Source organism: Streptomyces sp. NPDC048696 (assembly GCF_043198895.1).
GTDB lineage: Bacteria > Actinomycetota > Actinomycetes > Streptomycetales > Streptomycetaceae > Streptomyces.
In genome coordinates this window covers 330,462-349,716 of the sequence record NZ_JBICVJ010000004.1, presented here as the reverse complement: position 1 = coordinate 349,716, position 19,255 = coordinate 330,462, and the positions used below count along the sequence as shown (strand labels likewise).

Sequence of the window (19,255 nt, the reverse complement as noted above, 5' to 3'; positions counted from 1 at the left end):
AATAGAGTCCGGGTCATTCACAGCTTTATGTGACACGCCCCGACGCGCCGTCCGTGAACTTTTAACTTCGGCCTCGCACCCACAGGTGGATCTGCTACGTTCACCACCGCATGCGGAGACGCGTGCGGGAAAAATGGGGGGGGACCCATGTATGGAAAGCCTGCCCTGGGCACAGTGCTGCCTTTAGCGGGCATGGCAGCGGCACCAGAGGCGATACCCGGCCTACCTTTGGCCAAAGCTCTGCAGGCCACCGCGGGAGCGGGCTTCGTTCTCTACTGCCTCACCGCCTTCGTGCTCATATCGATCAGAATTCGAATGCGCCGGCGCATCGGAACGAAAGCGCTACCGCACCCCGGCGACCAGGGGCAGATATGATCGTTGACCTGCTCCTGTGGTCCAGCATTTCCATCATCCTGATGGCGGGCTGCTACAACACCGGCCTCTTTCTTCTCTCCAGGCGCAGGGCGCCCCACAGGAAAGGGCCGCGCAAAGAGCGGCTCTACATATTCCTCCTCGCCTGTCTCAACGAAGAGCAGGTGCTGGCGGAGAGCCTGGCGCGGATCACCCAACTCCCCGCCGGGAATTTCCTGGCCCTGGTCATCGACGACGCCTCGGACGACCGTACGTCCGAGATCGCGCTGGCCGCGGGCGACCGGGTCCTGCTGCACCGGCGCGAACTGCCCGACGCACGGCGCGGCAAAGGCGCCGCCCTCAACGACGGAGTGCGCCATCTGACCGAGTCCGGTCTGCTCGCGGAGCACGACCCGGCCGACGTCATCCTCTGTGTCGTCGACGCGGACGGACGGCTCGACGCCCATGTGGTCCAGGCCGTCGACCCGTTCTTCGACGACCCCCGCACGGGCGCCACCCAGATCTGCGTACGGATGTACAACCGCGGCAAGGGCCTCCTTGCCCGGCTCCAGGACATGGAGTTCGTCGTCTACGGCGATGTCTTCCAGAGCGCGCGCCGGTTCATCGGAAGCGTCGGCATGGGCGGCAACGGCCAGTTCATGCGGCTCTCGGCGCTGAACACCTTCGGCCCCGGCGGCCCCTGGAGCGACAGCCTCACCGAGGACCTGGACCTCGGGGTGCGGCTGATCGCCAAGGGCTGGAAGACCCAGCACTGCACCACGGCCTCGGTCTCCCAGCAGGCCGTCCTCGACGTCAGGCGCCTGGTCCGGCAGCGATCCCGCTGGTTCCAGGGCCACTTGCAGTCGGCCGGACTCGTCCCGCTCATCCTGCGGGAGGTCCCCACGAACCGGGCCGCGCTCGATCTGCTCTACCACCTCTCCAGCCCGGTGCTCATCCTGCTCACCTCGCTGCTGCCGCTCTCCTTCCTGGTGGCCGTCGGCGGCACCGCCCTCGCCTCCGTCGAGGCGGGCCGGTCGCTGATCTCACCGATGTGGCTGCTCGGCCCGTATCTGCTCTCCTTCACCGCCGCGTACGCGTACGGACTCGTCTACGCCAAGCGGGAGCGGGACCTCGGACTCGTGCGATCCGTGCTGGTCGCCCATGTCTTCGTCCTGTACGGCTACATCTGGTTCGCCGCGGGCTGGTGGGGGATGTGGCGGATGGTGACCGGCAAGCGCACCTGGCTCAAGACCGCCCGTACGTAAGGCGGCGGTCTTCCGCGACCGGCGGCGGGGGCCGCCCGCTCCGCGCCCCCGCCGCCCTCCTCTTCCTCTCTTCTCCTGTCTTCTCCTGTCCGACCATGTCCTAGGGGGGACTTGTGTCCACATTTGCGTCCAACGCGCCCGTCCGCGCCATGCTGGTGCTCGGTACCCGGCCCGAGGCGATCAAACTGGCGCCGCTCGCCCGGGCGTTGGAGAGCGACCCGCAGTTCGAGCCGGTCGTGGTGACCACCGGCCAGCACCGCGAGATGCTGCACCAGATGCTCGACCTGCTCCGGGTCGAGGTCGGCTTCACGCTCGACGTCATGCGCAACCGTCAGCAGCTGTCCGATCTGACGGCCCGTCTGGTGAAGGGTCTCGGCACTCTGCTGCGTGCGCAGCGGCCCGATGTCGTCATCGTCCAGGGGGACACCACGACCGCGCTGACCGGTGCGCTCTGCGCGTTCTACGAACGGATCCCGGTCGCCCATGTCGAGGCCGGGCTGCGCACCGGCGTCCCGGACAACCCGTTCCCCGAGGAGCTCAACCGCTGCCTGATCGGGCGCATGGCCCGCTGGCACTTCGCCCCGACCGAACGTGCCGCACGCCACCTCGCCGCCGAGGGCATCGCGGCCGAGCAGATCCTCACCACCGGCAACACCGTCGTCGACAACCTCCAGTGGGTACTGGCCGAAGGGCTCGGCAGCTGCGCCTTCCACACCACCCGCCGGCGCGTCCTGGTCACCCTGCACCGCAGGGAGAACCAGGGCGAACGGATGCGCGGCATGGGCCGGGCGCTGTGCCGGCTCGCGGAGCGCGGGGACGTGGAGATCGTGCTGCCGCTGCACAAGAGCCCGGCGGTGCGGGACGCGCTGCTGCCGCTGGCCCGCCAGGAGGGCATCCATCTCGTGGAGCCGCTGGACTACCCGGACTTCACCGCCACGCTCGCGGGCTGCGACCTGGTCCTGACCGACTCCGGCGGCATCCAGGAGGAGGCCCCGAGCCTGGGCAAGCCCGCCCTCGTCCTGCGGACCACGACCGAGCGGCCGGAGGCCGTGGAGGCCGGGGCCGCCCGGCTGGTGGGCACCGACCCGGACGCGATCGTGGCCGCCACGGCCGCGCTCCTGGACGACCCGGCCGCGTACGCGCGGATGGCGGGCGCGGGCAACCCGTTCGGCGACGGCCGGGCGACCGAGCGGATCCTCACCCAGCTCTCCGAGGACTTCGCGGCCGATGTCCCCGCCGTCTCCACGGAACCGGGTCCATACTCGACGGCATGACGACAGCTCCGCGTCTTCGGCGCCCGGTCCTGCCGGGCGAACCCGGGAGCCGGCGGCGCAGAGCCACCGCCCTGGCACTGGCCGCAGCTCTGATCGCGGCCGGTGCCTTCGGGCTCAGCCGGTGCGCCGCCGGCAACAGCCCCGGATCACAAGAGCCTTGGGCCGACGGCACCACGCACGGCCAGTGGCAGTCCGTGTTCAACGGCCACGGCGTCAACACCGGGGACGACCACGGCCTCCGGCTCGCCCCGGAGCAGGCCACCGACCCCGGCGCGACACACGCGGGCCTGGTGGTGAGCCTGGCCTCGTACGGCGATGTCCAGTACGAGGCCAGGATGCGCACGGTGCGCCAGTTGCGCACGCCGACGCCCAACAGCTGGGAAGTGGCCTGGCTGGTGTGGGGATACAGCGACCCGGAGCACTTCTACTACATCACCCTCAAGCCCAACGGCTGGGAGCTCGGCAAGCGCGACCCCGCCTACCCCGGCGGCCAACGCTTCCTGGCGACCGGCCAACAGCCGTTCCCGGTCGGCAAGTGGTACTCGGTGGCGGTGATCCAACACGGCGCCCGCCTCCAGGTAGCGGTGAACACAGCGGGCCTGGCCGACTTCACGGACATAGAACGCCCCTATCTACGGGGGGCGGTGGGGGCGTACACGGAGGACGCAAGCGTGGAGTTCAGCCAGCTGAAGGTGCGCTGAGGCTACGTTTCCGGGCCCTTACAGGGGCGCGGGGAACTGCGCGACCAGCCCCCACCGGCCCGCAGACAAACACCAGGCCCCCGCGGAGCGAGACGTGCCGCGGCGCCCACCCAGTCGTCCGGTCGGGGACAGTGGGGCAGGCGCCGCGCTACGGGGATCGAGGGGTGAGCCCCGAACCTACGCAGCCCGTACACCGTTGTACGGAACGATCTTGGTGAGCGGATCAGACGGTCAGGGCCCGGTCGGTCGGACGGATCGGGGCCGGCAATTCGCTCGCACCCGTAAGGTACCTGTCCACACCCCGTGCCGCCGAACGGCCCTCCGCGATCGCCCAGACGATCAAGGACTGGCCGCGGCCCGCGTCACCGGCGACGAAGACGCCGTCGACGTTGGTCGCGAAGTCGGCGTCGCGGGCGACGTTGCCGCGCTCGTCGAGCTCAAGGCCGAACTGCTGGACCAGACCGTTGGCCTGGTCGGTGCCGGTGAAGCCCATCGCCAGGGTGACCAGCTGCGCGGGGATCCTCCGCTCGGTGCCCGGCTTCTGGGTCAGCTTGCCGTCGACGAACTCGACCTCGACGAGGTGCAGGAACTGGACGTTGCCGTCCTCGTCGCCCTCGAAGTGGGTGGTCGAGACCGAGTAGACGCGCTCGCCGCCCTCCTCGTGGGCCGAGGTGACCTTGTAGAGCATGGGGAAGGTCGGCCACGGCTGGCCCGGGTTCCGCTCCTCGCCCGGCTTCGGCATGATCTCCAGCTGGGTGACGGAGGCCGCGCCCTGGCGGTGGGCGGTGCCCACGCAGTCCGCGCCCGTGTCACCGCCGCCGATCACGACGACGTGCTTGCCCTCGGCGGTGATCGGCGGGGCCACGAAGTCGCCCTCCTGCACCTTGTTCGCCAGCGGCAGGTACTCCATCGCGAAGTGGACGCCGTTCAGCTCGCGGCCGGGGACCGGCAGGTCGCGGGAGACGGTGGCGCCGGCCGCGATGACCACCGCGTCGTAGCGCCGACGCAGCTTCGCCGCGTCGATGTCGACGCCGATCTCGACCTCGGTGCGGAACTTGGTGCCCTCCGCGCGCATCTGCTCGATGCGCCGGTTGATGTGCACCTTCTCCATCTTGAACTCGGGGATGCCGTAGCGAAGCAGCCCGCCGATGCGGTCGGCGCGCTCGTACACCGCGACCGTGTGGCCCGCCCGGGTCAGCTGCTGGGCGGCGGCCAGGCCCGCCGGGCCCGAACCGATCACCGCGACGGTCTTGCCGGACAGGCGCTCGGGCGCCTGCGGCCTGACGTCGCCCGTGTCCCACGCCTTGTCGATGATCGAGACTTCGACGTTCTTGATGGTGACGGCGGGCTGGTTGATACCGAGCACGCACGCCGACTCGCAGGGCGCCGGGCACAGCCGCCCGGTGAACTCCGGGAAGTTGTTGGTGGCGTGCAGCCGCTCCTGCGCCGCCGACCAGTCCTCGCGGTAGGCGTAGTCGTTCCACTCGGGGATGAGGTTGCCCAGCGGACAGCCGTTGTGGCAGAACGGGATGCCGCAGTCCATGCAGCGCCCGGCCTGCTTGCTGATGATCGGCAGCAGCGAACCGGGAACGTAGACCTCGTTCCAGTCCTTGACGCGCTCGGCCACGGGGCGGGTCTTCGCGACCTCGCGGCCCGTGGTCAAAAAGCCCTTGGGGTCAGCCATTGGTCGCCGCCTCCATCATCTTCTCGGTGGTCTCCTGCTCGGAGAGACCGGCGAGCTCAGCGGCTTCCTTGGCGGCGAGCACTGCCTTGTACGTGGACGGGATGATCTTGCTGAACCGGGGCAGCGCGGCGTCCCAGTCGGCGAGCAGCTTCTCGGCGACCGTGGAGCCGGTCTCCTCGTGGTGGCGGCGCACGACGTCGTGCAGCCACTGCCCGTCGGCCGGCGACAGCGGCTCGACGGCCGCCAGGTTGCCGGAGTTGACGTGGTTCGGGTCGAGGTCGATCACGTACGCGATACCGCCGGACATACCGGCCGCGAAGTTGCGCCCGGTCTCGCCCAGGACCACCGCGTGTCCGCCGGTCATGTACTCGCAGCCGTGGTCGCCCACGCCCTCCGAGACCACCAGGGCGCCGGAGTTGCGGACGCAGAACCGCTCGCCGGTGCGGCCGCGCAGGAACAGCTCGCCGCCGGTCGCGCCGTACGCGATGGTGTTGCCCGCGATCGTGGAGTACTCGGCGAGGTGGTCGGCGCCCCGGTCGGGGCGGACGATCACGCGGCCGCCGGAGAGGCCCTTGCCGACGTAGTCGTTGGCGTCGCCCTCCAGGCGCAGGGTGACACCGCGCGGCAGGAAGGCGCCGAAGGACTGGCCGGCCGAGCCGGTGAAGGTGATGTCGACGGTGTCGTCGGGCAGACCCGCGCCGCCGAACTTCTTCGTCACCTCGTGGCCGAGCATGGTGCCGACGGTCCGGTTGATGTTGCGGATCGCGACCTGCGCGCGGACCGGCTGGGCGTCCTCGGCGGTGGCCGCGCCCAGGGCGTCGGCGGCGAGCTCGATGAGCTCGTTGTCGAGCGCCTTCTGCAGACCGTGGTCCTGGGCGATCACCGCGTGGCGCACCGCGCCCTCGGGCAGCTCGGGCACGTGGAAGAGCGCGTCCAGGTCGAGGCCCTGCGCCTTCCAGTGCCGCACGGCCCGGCCGGTGTCCAGGAGCTCGGCGTGGCCGACGGCCTCCTCGATGCTGCGGAAACCGAGCTCGGCCAGCAGCTCCCGGACCTCTTCGGCGATGAACTCGAAGAAGTTGACGACGAACTCGGGCTTGCCGGAGAAGCGGTCGCGCAGGACCGGGTTCTGGGTGGCGATGCCGACCGGGCAGGTGTCCAGGTGGCAGACGCGCATCATCACGCAGCCCGAGACGACCAGCGGAGCGGTGGCGAAACCGAACTCCTCGGCGCCGAGCAGCGCCGCGATGACCACGTCGCGGCCGGTCTTGAGCTGGCCGTCGGTCTGCACCACGATCCGGTCGCGCAGACCGTTGAGCAGCAGGGTCTGCTGGGTCTCGGCGAGGCCGAGCTCCCAGGGGCCGCCCGCGTGCTTGAGCGAGGTGAGCGGGGAGGCGCCGGTGCCGCCGTCGTGGCCGGAGATGAGGACGACGTCCGCGTGCGCCTTGGAGACACCGGCGGCGACCGTGCCGACGCCGACCTCGGACACGAGCTTCACATGGATGCGCGCGGCCGGGTTGGCGTTCTTGAGGTCGTGGATCAGCTGGGCCAGATCCTCGATGGAGTAGATGTCGTGGTGCGGCGGCGGGGAGATCAGACCGACACCCGGGGTGGAGTGCCGGGTCTTGGCGACCCACGGGTAGACCTTGTGGCCGGGCAGCTGGCCGCCCTCGCCGGGCTTGGCGCCCTGGGCCATCTTGATCTGGATGTCGTCCGCGTTGACCAGATACTCCGAGGTCACACCGAAGCGGCCGGAGGCGACCTGCTTGATGGACGAGCGGCGCGCCGGGTCGTAGAGGCGGTCCGGGTCCTCGCCGCCCTCACCGGTGTTCGACTTGCCGCCGAGCTGGTTCATCGCGATGGCCAGCGTCTCGTGCGCCTCGCGTGAGATCGAGCCGTACGACATGGCGCCGGTGGAGAAGCGCTTGACGATCTCGGAGACCGGCTCGACCTCGTCGAGGGGGATCGAGGGGCGGTCACAGGAGAAGCCGAACAGGCCGCGCAGCGTCATCAGGCGCTCGGACTGCTCGTTCACGCGCTCGGTGTACTTCTTGAAGATGTCGTACCGGCGGCTGCGGGTGGCGTGCTGCAGGCGGAAGACCGTCTCCGGGTCGAACAGGTGCGGCTCGCCCTCGCGGCGCCACTGGTACTCGCCGCCGATCTCCAGCGCGCGGTGCGCCGAGGGGACGCCGGAGGCGGGGTACGCCTTGGCGTGCCGGGCGGCGACCTCGGTGGCGATGACGTCGAGACCGGCGCCGCCGATCTTCGTCGCCGTACCGTTGAAGTACTTCTCGACGAAGGCCTCGTCGAGGCCGACGGCCTCGAAGACCTGGGCGCCGCGGTAGGAGGCGACCGTGGAGATGCCCATCTTGGACATGACCTTCAGGACGCCCTTGCCGAGCGCGTGGATCAGGTTGCGGATGGCCTGCTCGGGCTCGAAGCCCTCGATGAAGGTGCCCGCGCGGACCAGGTCCTCGACGGTCTCCATCGCCAGGTACGGGTTGACGGCCGCGGCTCCGTAGCCGATCAGCAGCGCCACATGGTGCACCTCGCGCACGTCGCCCGCCTCGACGAGCAGGCCCACCTGGGTGCGCTGCTTCGTACGGATGAGGTGGTGGTGGACGGCGGCGGTGAGCAGCAGCGACGGGATCGGCGCGTGCTCGGCGTCGGAGTGCCGGTCGGACAGGACGATCAGGCGGGCGCCGTCCTCGATGGCCGCGTCGGCCTCGGCGCAGATCGCCTCGATCCGGGCGGCGAGCGCCGTGCCGCCGCCGGAGACGCGGTAGAGGCCGGAGAGCGTGGCGGCCTTCATGCCCGGCATGTCGCCGTCGGCGTTGATGTGTATCAGCTTGGCCAGCTCGTCGTTGTCGATGACCGGGAAGGGCAGCGTGACGGAGCGGCAGGACGCGGCGGTCGGGTCGAGCAGATTGCCCTGCGGGCCCAGCGAGGAGCGCAGCGAGGTGACGAGCTCCTCGCGGATGGCGTCCAGCGGCGGGTTGGTGACCTGCGCGAACAGCTGGGTGAAGTAGTCGAAGAGCAGCCGGGGGCGCTCGGAGAGGGCGGCGATCGGGGAGTCCGTGCCCATCGAGCCCAGCGGCTCGCCGGCGGTGCGGGCCATCGGCGCGAGGATGACGCGGAGCTCTTCCTCGGTGTAGCCGAAGGTCTGCTGGCGGCGGGTGACCGAGGCGTGCGTGTGCACGATGTGCTCGCGCTCGGGCAGGTCCTCCAGCTCGATCTCGCCGGCTTCCAGCCACTCCTTGTACGGGTTCTCGGCGGCGAGGCCCGCCTTGATCTCGTCGTCCTCGATGATGCGGTGCTCGGCGGTGTCGACGAGGAACATCTTGCCGGGCTGGAGGCGGCCCTTGCGGACGACCTTGGCGGGGTCGATGTCGAGCACGCCGACCTCGGAGGAGAGCACGACGAGGCCGTCGTCGGTGACCCAGTACCGGCCGGGGCGCAGACCGTTGCGGTCGAGAACCGCGCCGACCTGGACGCCGTCGGTGAAGGTGACACAGGCCGGGCCGTCCCAGGGCTCCATCATCGTGGAGTGGTACTGGTAGAAGGCGCGCCGGGCCGGGTCCATCGAGTCGTGGTTCTCCCACGCCTCGGGAACCATCATCAGGACGCTGTGCGGAAGCGAACGGCCGCCGAGGTGCAGCAGCTCAAGGACCTCGTCGAAGGAGGCGGAGTCGGAGGCGTCCGGCGTGCAGACCGGGAAGATCCGCGCCAGGTCGCCGCCGAGCAGCCCGCTGGCGAGCTGCGACTCACGGGCGACCATCCAGTTGCGGTTGCCCTTGACCGTGTTGATCTCGCCGTTGTGCGCGACGAAGCGGTACGGGTGGGCCAGCGGCCAGCTCGGGAACGTGTTCGTCGAGAAACGCGAGTGGACCAGCGCGACGGCGGTGGCGAACCGGCGGTCGGAGAGGTCCGGGAAGAACGGCTCCAGCTGCCCGGTGGTGAGCATGCCCTTGTAGACGATCGTCCGGGCGGAGAGCGAGGGGAAGTACACCCCCGCCTCGCGCTCGGCGCGCTTGCGCAGCACGAACGCCTTGCGGTCGAGCGCGATGCCGGTGCCGGCACCGTCGGCGACGAAGAGCTGACGGAAGGCGGGCATGGTGGCGCGGGCGCCGTTGCCGAGCAGTTCGGGGGTGACGGGGACCTCGCGCCAGCCGAGGACGTCCAGGCCCTCCTCGGCCGCGATCGTCTCGATCTTCGAGACGGCGGCGGTGTCCGCGTCGTGCCCCTCGACGGGCAGGAAGGCGATGCCGACCGCGTACGCACCGGCCTCGGGCAGCTCGAAGGAGGTGACCTCGCGCAGGAACGCGTCCGGCACCTGGAGCAGGATGCCGGCGCCGTCACCGGAGTCCGGCTCGGAGCCGGTGGCACCGCGGTGTTCGAGATTGCGCAGTACGGTCAGCGCCTGCTCGACCAGCTCATGGCTGGCCTCACCGGTGAGGGTGGCCACGAACCCGACACCGCAGGCGTCGTGTTCGTTACGGGGGTCGTACATCCCCTGCGGGGCGGGTCGACCGTCCATGGGCGACCAGGCGTCGGAACGCATGGGCTCTCCCGTCGTCGTCGTGGCATAGAGATTGCCGAGGGACGACGTTGGCCCTCTGCGAAATTTCGTGCAGGTTACATGATGGAGCGGATCTCGCGAACCGGATAGTTCCATTCCAGCATGCGGACACGCGGACACTCTCGCGGCGCTTCACCGCGCATCCCAGAGCAGGCTTCATTGCCTACGGCGGCGGAGTGTGTACGGCCTATGCCCGGCCATCGAGGATGCGAAACCGCCGAGTAACGATTACTTATGTGGGGTCCTGCATACTCCCCCATTCTACGGGGGTTACCGGGATTCCGCGCAGGGAGGTAGGTCACACGCCGTTCACACGGACGCAAAAGACCCGCCGGGCGGGGTTCACGGTGCCGCCGGGCGGGCCTCTCGGGAGGTCGGGGGAGTCACATCGGCGGGTCAGCCCACCGCCGTGCCGAAGAGCGAGCCGAGGCCGAAGGTGACGGCGGCGGCCGCGCCGCCGAGGGCCAGCTGGCGCAGCCCGCTGAACCACCACGAGCGCGCGGTGACCTTGGCGACCACGGCGCCGCAGCCGAAGAGACCGATCAGCGCGAGCAGCACGGCGGGCCACAGCGCGGTCGCGCCGAGCAGATACGGCAGTACGGGCAGGATCGCGCCCAGCGCGAACGAGCCGAACGACGAGACGGCGGCGACGAGCGGCGACGGCAGGTCGTCCGGGTCGATGCCGAGCTCCTCGCGGGCGTGTATCTCAAGGGCCTGCTCGGGGTCGCGGGAAAGCTGCATGGCGACCTCGCGGGCGAGCGCGGGCTCGACGCCGCGCGACACGTACAGCTCGGCCAGCTCCTCCATCTCGTCCACCGGGTGCCCCAGCAACTGCTGCCGCTCGACGTCGAGTTCGGCCTCGACGAGCTCGCGCTGCGAGGCGACCGAGGTGTACTCGCCGGCGGCCATCGAGAAGGCGCCGGCGGCCAGGCCCGTGAGCCCGGTGATGACGAGGGTGTTGTGCGAGACGGCGCCGCCCGCGACACCGGTCATCAGCGCCAGGTTGGAGACGAGCCCGTCCATCGCGCCGAAGACGGCGGGGCGCAGCCAGCCGCCGTTGACGTCCCGGTGCGTGTGGTTGTCCCGGTGCGCCTCGTGCAGCGTCGCCGTCGTATCGATGATGGACACAGCTCTCCCCTTGCGTTAAGCAGCGGGCCCTCGTGTCTCCCGCACCCCTCGACAGAGTCGAAATTACGCTCGATGTAAGCCCCGCGCTAGCAAGGCAGGCCGTACTTACCCAGGTCAGAGCGGGTTTTCGCTCATCCGTGCCCACTGCTGCACAGATGTGGCGGGCGGGTGACACAAGGACTCCCCGATCGTTCGCCGTGGCAGAGATCAAGCGAAGGATCAGGCGAGCGAAAGGCCCTCCCATGGAGTTGATCGCCAGCGGCCCGGGAACAGTCGAGGCCATCCGCGAGCGAGCCAGGGGCGCGCTGCTGGGCCTCGCCGTCGGGGACGCGCTGGGCTCCCCCGCCGAGAACATGAAACCGTCGGAGATCCGCCGCCGCTGGGGCCGCATCGAGGGCTTCGTGAGCGACGACCCGGCCGGTACGGACGACACGGAGTACGCCATCTTCTCCGGCCTCCTGCTCGCCCGGCACGGCTCGGCGCTCACCGTCCAGCACGTCGAACACGCCTGGCACGACTGGATCGCGGACCGGGACGAGGGCCCGTTCCGGGGCGCGGGCTTCAGCGAGCGGGGCACCCTGGAGAACCTGCGCCGGGGACTCGCCGCCCCGATCTCCGCCCAGCACCGCCACGCCTGGAGCGACGGACTTGCGATGCGGGCGGCCCCCTTCGGGGTGTTCGCGGCGGGGCGGCCGCGGGAGGCGGCGCGGCTGGTGGCGATCGACGGCTGCGTCAGCCACGAGGGCGAGGGCATCTACGGCGGCCAGGCGGTGGCGGCGGGCGTGGCCGCGGCGATGGCGGGCGCCGGCCTGGACGCGGTGATCGCGGCGGCCCTCTCGGTGATCCCGCTGGACTCCTGGACCGCGCGCTCGCTGCGGCGCGCGGTGGCGGTGGCCGACCAGGGCGAACGGGCGGTCCGCTCGGCCGTGGTGATCGGCGGCTACCCCTGGACGGATCTGGCCCCCGAGGCGGTGGCGCTGGCGTTCGGCGCCTTCGCCACGGCCCGGGGCGACTTCACGGACTCGGTCCTGACGGCCGTGAACATGGGCCGCGACGCGGACACCACGGCGGCGGTGGCGGGCGCCCTGTCCGGCGCGTTCGGCGGCACCGCGTCGATCCCCGCCGCCTGGTCCGCCACGATCGGCCCGGTCCGCGGCAGCTGCCTGCCCGAGATGCGCGGCTACCACGTCCTGGACATCGCGGATCTGCTGACGCCGGACGCGGAGGAGGAGAGCGGTACATGACGGACATGGATACGGACATGGATGACGAGGGTTCAGGTGGGGGCGGGCGCACACCGGTTGCGCGGCCGGTCCGGGGGGACGCCACCCGGATCCGGATCGAGGGCCTCCTCCTGGGCCTCGCCGCGGGCGACGCCGCGGGCTGGCCCGCCGCGCGGCACCGGGCCGCCCGGATGCCCGACTGGACCCGACGGCTCACCCGCGAGCTCGACACCTTCGCCGAGCAGAACGCCACCACCACCCTGCCCGTCCCCATCGCCCTCAACCAGCCCCCCGAACCGCTGCGCCTGGGCCCCTCCGACGACGCGGAGTGGGCCGCGTTCGCCGCCGAGTCCGTCCTTACCGCCGCCGAGCCGCTGCTCGCCCACCTCGCCCCGGCCCGCCGCGTCCGCGCCGCCGTCGACCGGGCCTGGAACCTGCTGGCCGCCGAGGTCGCGGCGGCCGCCGCCCGCGCCCCCGAGGTCGAGTCGGCCGTACTGCCGCTGCGCGCCCGTATCTCCGTACGGGCCGGACTCGGCAACCTCGTCACCGGCCTGCGGCCGCCCGCCACCGGCCACGACAACCCGCACTACTTCGACGACGCCGCCTGCGTACGGGCGGCCGTGCTCGCCGTGGTCCACCCGGGGGCGCCCAGGGCCGCCGCCGAGCTCGCCGAGTTCGACGCCCGCTACACCCAGGACGGCGACGGGGTGCACGGCGCGCGGGCCGTGGCGGCGGCCGTCGCGGCGGCGCTCGGCGGGGCCACCGCCGAGGCCGCCGTCGACGCCGCCCTCGCCGAGCTCCCGCCCGACACCGAGATCGCCCGCAACGCCGAACTCGCCGTCAAGCTCGCGCACGACTTCGCCGACGACACGGCGGGCGCGTTCGCCCTCGTACCGCTGCTTGAGCATCAGATCGTCGACCATGTCTACAGCTACGGGATCGCCGCAGCCGAGACCGTCCCCGTCGCGCTCGCCCTCACCCTCGCCTCGCGCGGCACGGTGTCGAGCGCGGTCCCGGCCGCGGCCTGCCTGTCCCGGGTCGCGGACTCGGCGCCCGCGCTCGCCGGGGCGCTCACCGGCGCGCTCGGCGGCGGCGCCGCGATCCCCGCGCCCTGGCGGGACGCCTGCCGCACCCTGTCCGGCTGCGCCCTGCCCCGGCTGGCCGGTACCGACCTCGTGGAGCTCGCCGGACTCCTCGCCGACACGCTGCGCCACCACCCGGGCGGCTGACCTTTGCGCCACAGTGCGGCGAACCACCCCGAACTGATCGCCCGGGGTGGACAATTCCGGCATGACGCTCACGACGTCGTACACGACGCCCACTCTTGAGGACCGCATCACCGGCGCGCTGGTCGGCGCGGCCGTCGGCGACGCGCTCGGCGGCCCGGTCGAGGGCTACTCCCCCGAGCAGATCGTGGAGCGGCACGGCGGCCGTGTCCACGGGATCGTCGGCCCCTGGCACGGCGCCGACTGGCGCACGGCGCGCCCCGTCGCCCCGTACCACAAGGGCGACGGCCACATCACCGACGACACCTTGATGACACATGCGCTGATCCGGGTGTACGAGAAGGTCCGCGACCACCTGGACGCGTACGCGATCGCGGACCACCTCGTGCCCGACCTCGTCTCCCGCCCGGTCTGGATCCCGGAGCTGGAGGCCGAGACGATCCCGCTGCACCGGATCTTCCTCGCCGAGAAGTGGCTGGTGGCGCGGCTGCACTACGGGCACGTCGACCCGCGCGAGGCGGGCACCGGCAACATCGTCAACTGCGGCGCGGCGATGTACATGGCGCCGGTCGGCCTGGTCAACGCGGCGAACCCGGCGGGGGCGTACACGGAGGCCCTTGAGGTGGCCGCCCCGCACCAGTCCTCGTACGGGCGCGAGGCGGCGGGCGTCTTCGCGGCGGCGGTGGCGGCCGCGTGCGTGCCGGGCGCCACCGCTCAATCCGTCGTCGAGGTGTGTCTGTCCCTCGCGAAGGACGGTACGCGCGCGGCGATCGAGGCGGTGGCCGAAGTGGCCGCGCGCCAGCCGGACTTCGAGTCGGCGCTCGCGCCCCTGCGGGCGGCGATCGCCCCCTTCGACACGGTCGGCCCCGACTACCGCGCCCCCTCCCTCGCCGCCCGGCGCCCCTCCCGCCTGCACGCGATCGAGGAGCTGCCGATCGCGCTCGGCATGCTGCTGGTGGCCCGGGGCGACTTCCGTACGGCCGTCCTCGCCTCGGTGAACTACGGGCGCGACTGCGACTCGATCGCCACCATGGCGGGCGCGCTGGCGGGCGCGCTGCGGGGCGAGGACGCCGTCCCCGCCGCCTGGTCCAAACCGGTAGCCGAGGCCAGCCGTCTCGACCTGCACGCCCCCGCGCGGGCACTGGCGGCGGTGACCCGCGAGATCCACGCGAGGGACCGCGCCCGCCAGTCCGCCCACCACACCGCGTTCGAAGCCCTGACCCGATGACCCCGCTGCGCGTGACCTGGGTCCAGCCGGAGGACCTGATCGCCCACGAACTCCGCCAGGCGAGCGAGGACGGCCGCGACGTGACCCGCATCGCCACCCGCTGGACGACGGCAGGCGGCACCACACTCCCCGTCCCCGGCGGCGCCTCCACACCCCCGGCACCCCCGGCACTACGAGCCCTGGCGATCCGCCTGTTGGACGAACTGGCGGAGCTGCCCTGCCCGTTGACGGCCGAGGAGCCGACGGATCTGGCGGCGATCAGAAGGGCGGCAGGGGGTACGGGGGCGGGCGAAGTCCTCGCCGGGGGTCCGGGGGCGGCGCCCCGAAAGCGGGGTGCAGAGGGCGAAGGCCCAGCCGGGGGTCCGGGGGCGGGGCCCCCGAGGGGGTGCAGGGGCGCAGCCCCGCTCGGGGGCCTGGGGGCGGAGCCCCCGGAAACACCCCCTTCCGTCACCCACCCCCACCCCCGGAGGCCACGCGGCGGAGCCGCACATGTCACAGCGGGAAGGGGCGGGGTGGGGGAAATCAACGCCCTCCACGCCGCCTGGCTCGGCCGGGCCGTTGGCTGTCTGCTCGGCAAGCCCGTCGAGAAGCTGCCTCTCGACGGGATCCGACAGCTCGCGCGGGCCACCGGCAACTGGCCCCTGACCACCTGGTTCACCGCCCGCGGAGTGCCCGCCGAGCTCGCCGCCGCGTACCCCTGGAACCGCCGCTCCGCGCCCACCTCGCTCGCCGAGAACATCGACGGCATGCCCGAGGACGACGACCTCGACCACCCGCTCCTCGGCCTGCTCCTCCTCCAGCGCCACGGCCCCGCCTTCACCACCGACGACCTCGCCCGGCTCTGGCTGGACGAGCTCCCGGCGGGGCGTACGTTCACCGCGGAGCGGGTCGCGTACCGCAATCTGCTCGACGGGATCGAACCGCCGCACACCGCGACCCACCGCAACCCGTTCCGCGAGTGGATCGGCGCCGCCATCCGCGCCGACATCCACGGCTGGACCAACCCCGGCGACCCGGCGGCCGCCGCCGAGCAGGCCCACCGCGACGCCGTCCTCACCCACACCGCCAACGGCGTGTACGGCGCGATGTTCGTGGCCGCCGCCATCGCCGAGGCGGCGCGCACCCCGGACGTCCACGCCTGCCTGCGGACCGGGCTCTCGGTGGTGCCGCCCCGCTCACGGCTCGCCGCCGCCGTCCGCCTCGGCATCCGACTCGCCACCGAAGAAGGCGACTTCGACCTCGTCGTCGACCGGCTCCACGCCGCCCTCGGCGCGTACCACTGGGTGCACGCCGTCCCCAACGCCGCCCTGCTCGCCGCCGCCCTCACCCACGCCGACGGCGACTTCAGCGGCTCCATCTGCCGCGCGGTCTCCGGCGGCTGGGACACCGACTCCAACGGGGCCACCGCCGGATCGATCGCCGGACTCCTCGCCGGACACCCCGACGCGCTGCCCGCACGCTGGACCGCGCCGCTGGGGAACCGCCTCGCCACCACCGTCGCCGGTTTCGACGGCGTCGGCTTCGACACCCTCGCAGAACTCACCCAACGGGAGGTACGCAGAGCATGACCCGAATCGCGGTGCTCGGCAGCACCAACATGGACCTGGTCGCCTATGTGTCGGCCGCCCCGCGCCGCGGCGAGACCGTCACCGGTCACGACTTCCGTACGATCCCCGGCGGCAAGGGCGCCAACCAGGCCGTCGCCGCGGCCCGCGCGGGCGGCGACGTCGCGATGATCGGCGCGGTCGGCACGGACGACTTCGGCCCCCGGCTGCGCGCCGCGCTCGACGGCGCCGGCGTCGACACCGATCTGCTGCGCACCACCGAGGGCCCGTCCGGCACGGCCCACATCGTGGTGGACGCGGCAGGCGCCAACGCGATCGTCGTCATCCCCGGCGCCAACGGCTCCGTCAGCCACCTCGGCCCCGGCGACGAGGCCGAGATCGCCTCGGCCGAACTGCTGCTGCTCCAGCTGGAGCTGCCGATGGACACCGTCGTGGAGGGTGCGAAGGCGGCCCGCCGCCACGGCGTGCGCACGGTCCTCACCCCGTCCCCCGTCCAGCCGCTGCCGACCGAACTCCTCGCCGCCACCGATCTGTTGGTGGCCAACGAGCACGAGGCCACCTCCCTCACCCACGCCGAGGACCCCAAGGCGGCCGTCCGCGCGCTGCTCGACCTGGTGCCCGAGGCCGTGGTCACGCTGGGCGCGCGGGGCAGCCTGTACGCGGCCCGGGGACAGGACCCCGTCGCCGTGGCGGCCCCCGAGGTCACCCCGGTGGACACGACGGGCGCGGGCGACACCTTCGTCGGCGCGCTCGCGGTCGCGCTCGGCGAGGGCCGCGCGATGCCGGACGCGCTGGCCTGGGCCTCGGCCGCCGCCGCGCTCTCGGTCCAGCGCGTCGGCGCCGTCACGTCGATGCCGTACCGCGCGGAGATCGACAAGGCGGCGGGCGGGGACGGGTCCGATGTGGCCGAGGCCGGTGGGAGCGGGCAATGACCACCCCGCTGCACGATCTGCGGGTGCTGGATCTGGCCACGCTCTTCGCCGGACCGCTCGCGGCGACGATGCTCGGCGACTTCGGCGCCGAGGTCATCAAGGTCGAGCACCCCCGCCGCCCCGACCCCTCGCGCGGCCACGGCCCGGCCAAGGACGGCGTGGGCCTGTGGTGGAAGCTGCTCGGCCGCAACAAACGGGCCATCACCCTGGACCTCTCGGCGCCCGGCGGCCGCGACACCCTGCTCCGGCTCGCCGCCTCCACCGACGTCATCATCGAGAACTTCCGCCCGGGCACACTGGAGCGCTGGGGCCTCGGCTGGCCGGAACTCGCCGCCGTGAACCCCGAGTTGATTCTCACCCGGGTCACCGGCTTCGGCCAGTTGGGCCCGTACGCCCACCGGCCCGGATTCGGCACCCTCGCCGAGGCGATGAGCGGCTTCGCCGCCGTCACCGGCGAGCCGGACGGGCCGCCGACGCTGCCCCCGTTCGGCCTCGCCGACTCGATCGCCGCGCTGGCCACCGCGTACGCCGTACTGACCGCGCTGACCGCGCGCGCCGCCACCGGGCGCGGGCAGGTCATCGACATGGCGATCATCGAGCCGATCCTGACGGTGCTCGGCCCGCAGCCCCTCTGGTACGACCAGCTCGGTTACGTCCAGCCGCGCACCGGCAACCGCTCCCGCAACAACGCCCCGCGCAACACCTACCGTACGGCGGACGGGAGTTGGGTCGCCGTGTCGACTTCCGCGCAGTCGGTCGCCGAGCGGGTGATACGCCTGGTGGGGCGCCCGGAGCTGATCCTGGAGCCCTGGTTCACGACGGGCGCGGGGCGGGCCGAGCACGCGGACATCCTGGACGAGGCGGTCGGCGGCTGGATCGCGCGCCGCACCCGAGAGGAGGCGATGGCGGCGTTCGAGAAGGCGGAGGCGGCGATCGCGCCGGTCTACGACATCCGCGAGGTGATGGCGGATCCCCAGTACCGGGCGCTGGACACGCTCACCACCGTCGACGATCCGGAGCTGGGGCCGCTGCGGATGCAGAACGTACTGTTCCGCCTCTCCGAGACGCCCGGCGCGATCCGCTGGGCGGGCCGCCCGCACGGCGCGGACACGGAGGCGGTGCTGACCGAACTGGGCCTGTCCGGGCCTCAGATCACGGCCCTGCGCAAGGCGGGCGCGCTGTGACGCCGTCTTCGCCGAGGATCCCGCTCACCTGGCTCTACGTCCCCGGCGACCGGCCGCAGGTGGTCGAGAAGGCGCTGTCGGCGGGGGCGGATGTGGTGATCGTCGATCTGGAGGACGCGGTGGGGGCGGGGCGCAAGGAGTACGCGCGGTCGGCGACGGCGGAGCTGCTCGCGGAGCGTCCTTCGGTCCCCGTGCACGTCCGGGTGGCGGCCGAGGAGGACGTCCTGGTCCTGGCGGACCTGCCCGGCGTCTCCGGCTTCCGCCTCCCCAAGATCACCCACCCGCACCAGGTACGGCGCATGGCCGATCTGGCGCCGGGGGTGCCGCTGTACCCCCTGCTGGAGAACGCCTTGGGCGTGGAGCACGCGTACGCGATCGCCGTGTCCCACCCCTCGGTACGGGGGATCGCGCTGGGCGAGGCGGATCTGTGCGCGGATCTGGGTGTACGGGGTGAGGCCGGGCTCGACTGGTCGCGCAGCCGGGTGGTGGTGGCGGCGCGGGCGGCGGGTCTTGCGCCCCCGGCGCAGTCGGTCTTCCGCCACATCGGCGATCTGGCGGGCCTGGCGGCGTCGTGCGCGCGCGGCCGGGCGCTGGGCTTTCTGGGCCGCGCGGCGATTCATCCGGCGCAGCTGCCGGTGATCGAACGCGCCTATCTGCCGCCGCCGTCGGAGGTGGCGGCCGCCCAGGAGGTCCTGACGGCGTCCCCCACGGACACGGGGGCGCTGGCGCTACCGGATGGCCGCTTCGTGGACGCGGCGGTACTGGAAGCAGCCCGCCGCACCGTCGCCCTCTCCCACCGCCCGGGCTGACCCTCCGGGGGTGGGTGGGGGCGGAGGTGGTCTCCCGGGGGCTACGCCCCCGGACCCCCTGGCGGGGCCGCGCCCCTGCACCCCACTCTGAGCGCTCGTCTGCCGACCG

Annotated in this window: 13 protein-coding genes; 10 read left to right on the top strand and 3 right to left on the bottom strand. The window is 72.3% G+C overall.

Features of this window, described 5'->3' with window-relative positions; all coding sequences use genetic code 11:
* The first annotated feature begins 371 nt into the window (after window positions 1-371).
* The 3 genes from ACGFRG_RS10735 (at window position 372) to ACGFRG_RS10725 (ending at window position 3,591) form a co-directional block, all read left to right on the top strand.
* Window positions 372-1,616: a glycosyltransferase family 2 protein gene (locus ACGFRG_RS10735; protein ID WP_393263110.1), complete on the top strand. Its 1,245-nt coding sequence runs from the start codon at window positions 372-374 to the stop codon at window positions 1,614-1,616.
* 113 nt (window positions 1,617-1,729) lie between these two features.
* Complete coding sequence (wecB, locus tag ACGFRG_RS10730; protein WP_393263108.1) at window positions 1,730-2,890, top strand: non-hydrolyzing UDP-N-acetylglucosamine 2-epimerase; 1,161 nt, start codon at window positions 1,730-1,732, stop codon at window positions 2,888-2,890.
* Window positions 2,887-3,591 (top strand): family 16 glycoside hydrolase, encoded by a 705-nt coding sequence (locus ACGFRG_RS10725; protein WP_361432786.1) that lies wholly within the window; start codon window positions 2,887-2,889, stop codon window positions 3,589-3,591. Before wecB ends, ACGFRG_RS10725 begins: the two co-directional genes overlap by 4 nt.
* A gap of 223 nt (window positions 3,592-3,814) precedes the next feature.
* Here ACGFRG_RS10725 and ACGFRG_RS10720 read toward each other — a convergent pair whose 3' ends face one another.
* The 3 genes from ACGFRG_RS10720 to ACGFRG_RS10710 form a co-directional block, all read right to left on the bottom strand.
* On the bottom strand, window positions 3,815-5,275 hold the full coding sequence (locus tag ACGFRG_RS10720) for a glutamate synthase subunit beta (RefSeq protein WP_361432784.1): 1,461 nt from the start codon (window positions 5,273-5,275) through the stop codon (window positions 3,815-3,817).
* The gene (gene gltB, locus ACGFRG_RS10715) at window positions 5,268-9,833 is read right to left on the bottom strand and encodes a glutamate synthase large subunit (protein WP_393263103.1); all 4,566 of its coding nucleotides are present in this window, start codon (window positions 9,831-9,833) and stop codon (window positions 5,268-5,270) included. The genes ACGFRG_RS10720 and gltB overlap by 8 nt, the downstream gene beginning before the upstream one ends.
* 414 nt (window positions 9,834-10,247) lie before the next feature.
* Window positions 10,248-10,979 (bottom strand): VIT1/CCC1 transporter family protein, encoded by a 732-nt coding sequence (locus ACGFRG_RS10710; RefSeq protein ID WP_361432778.1) that lies wholly within the window; start codon window positions 10,977-10,979, stop codon window positions 10,248-10,250.
* Window positions 10,980-11,221: 242 nt separating this feature from the next.
* Between ACGFRG_RS10710 and ACGFRG_RS10705 the strand changes: the two genes are divergently transcribed.
* From ACGFRG_RS10705 to ACGFRG_RS10675, 7 genes are all read left to right on the top strand, one after another.
* Entirely contained in the window at window positions 11,222-12,223 is a 1,002-nt protein-coding gene (locus tag ACGFRG_RS10705) for an ADP-ribosylglycohydrolase family protein (protein WP_361432776.1), read from the top strand.
* On the top strand, window positions 12,220-13,431 hold the full coding sequence (locus tag ACGFRG_RS10700; protein WP_361432773.1) for an ADP-ribosylglycohydrolase family protein: 1,212 nt from the start codon (window positions 12,220-12,222) through the stop codon (window positions 13,429-13,431). Before ACGFRG_RS10705 ends, ACGFRG_RS10700 begins: the two co-directional genes overlap by 4 nt.
* A 61-nt stretch (window positions 13,432-13,492) precedes the next feature.
* Window positions 13,493-14,656 carry an ADP-ribosylglycohydrolase family protein gene (locus ACGFRG_RS10695; protein ID WP_393263100.1) on the top strand — a complete coding sequence of 388 codons (1,164 nt, stop codon included), beginning with the start codon at window positions 13,493-13,495 and terminating at the stop codon, window positions 14,654-14,656.
* A complete protein-coding gene (locus ACGFRG_RS10690; RefSeq protein WP_393263098.1) occupies window positions 14,653-16,224 on the top strand; it encodes an ADP-ribosylglycohydrolase family protein in 1,572 nt (523 codons plus the stop codon). The genes ACGFRG_RS10695 and ACGFRG_RS10690 overlap by 4 nt, the downstream gene beginning before the upstream one ends.
* On the top strand, window positions 16,221-17,153 hold the full coding sequence (gene rbsK / locus ACGFRG_RS10685; protein WP_361432767.1) for a ribokinase: 933 nt from the start codon (window positions 16,221-16,223) through the stop codon (window positions 17,151-17,153). The genes ACGFRG_RS10690 and rbsK overlap by 4 nt, the downstream gene beginning before the upstream one ends.
* Window positions 17,150-18,337, top strand: coding sequence for a CaiB/BaiF CoA transferase family protein (locus ACGFRG_RS10680; protein WP_393263096.1), 1,188 nt, complete (start codon window positions 17,150-17,152; stop codon window positions 18,335-18,337). Before rbsK ends, ACGFRG_RS10680 begins: the two co-directional genes overlap by 4 nt.
* Window positions 18,334-19,146: a CoA ester lyase gene (locus tag ACGFRG_RS10675; RefSeq protein WP_361432763.1), complete on the top strand. Its 813-nt coding sequence runs from the start codon at window positions 18,334-18,336 to the stop codon at window positions 19,144-19,146. The genes ACGFRG_RS10680 and ACGFRG_RS10675 overlap by 4 nt, the downstream gene beginning before the upstream one ends.
* Window positions 19,147-19,255: the final 109 nt, after the last annotated feature.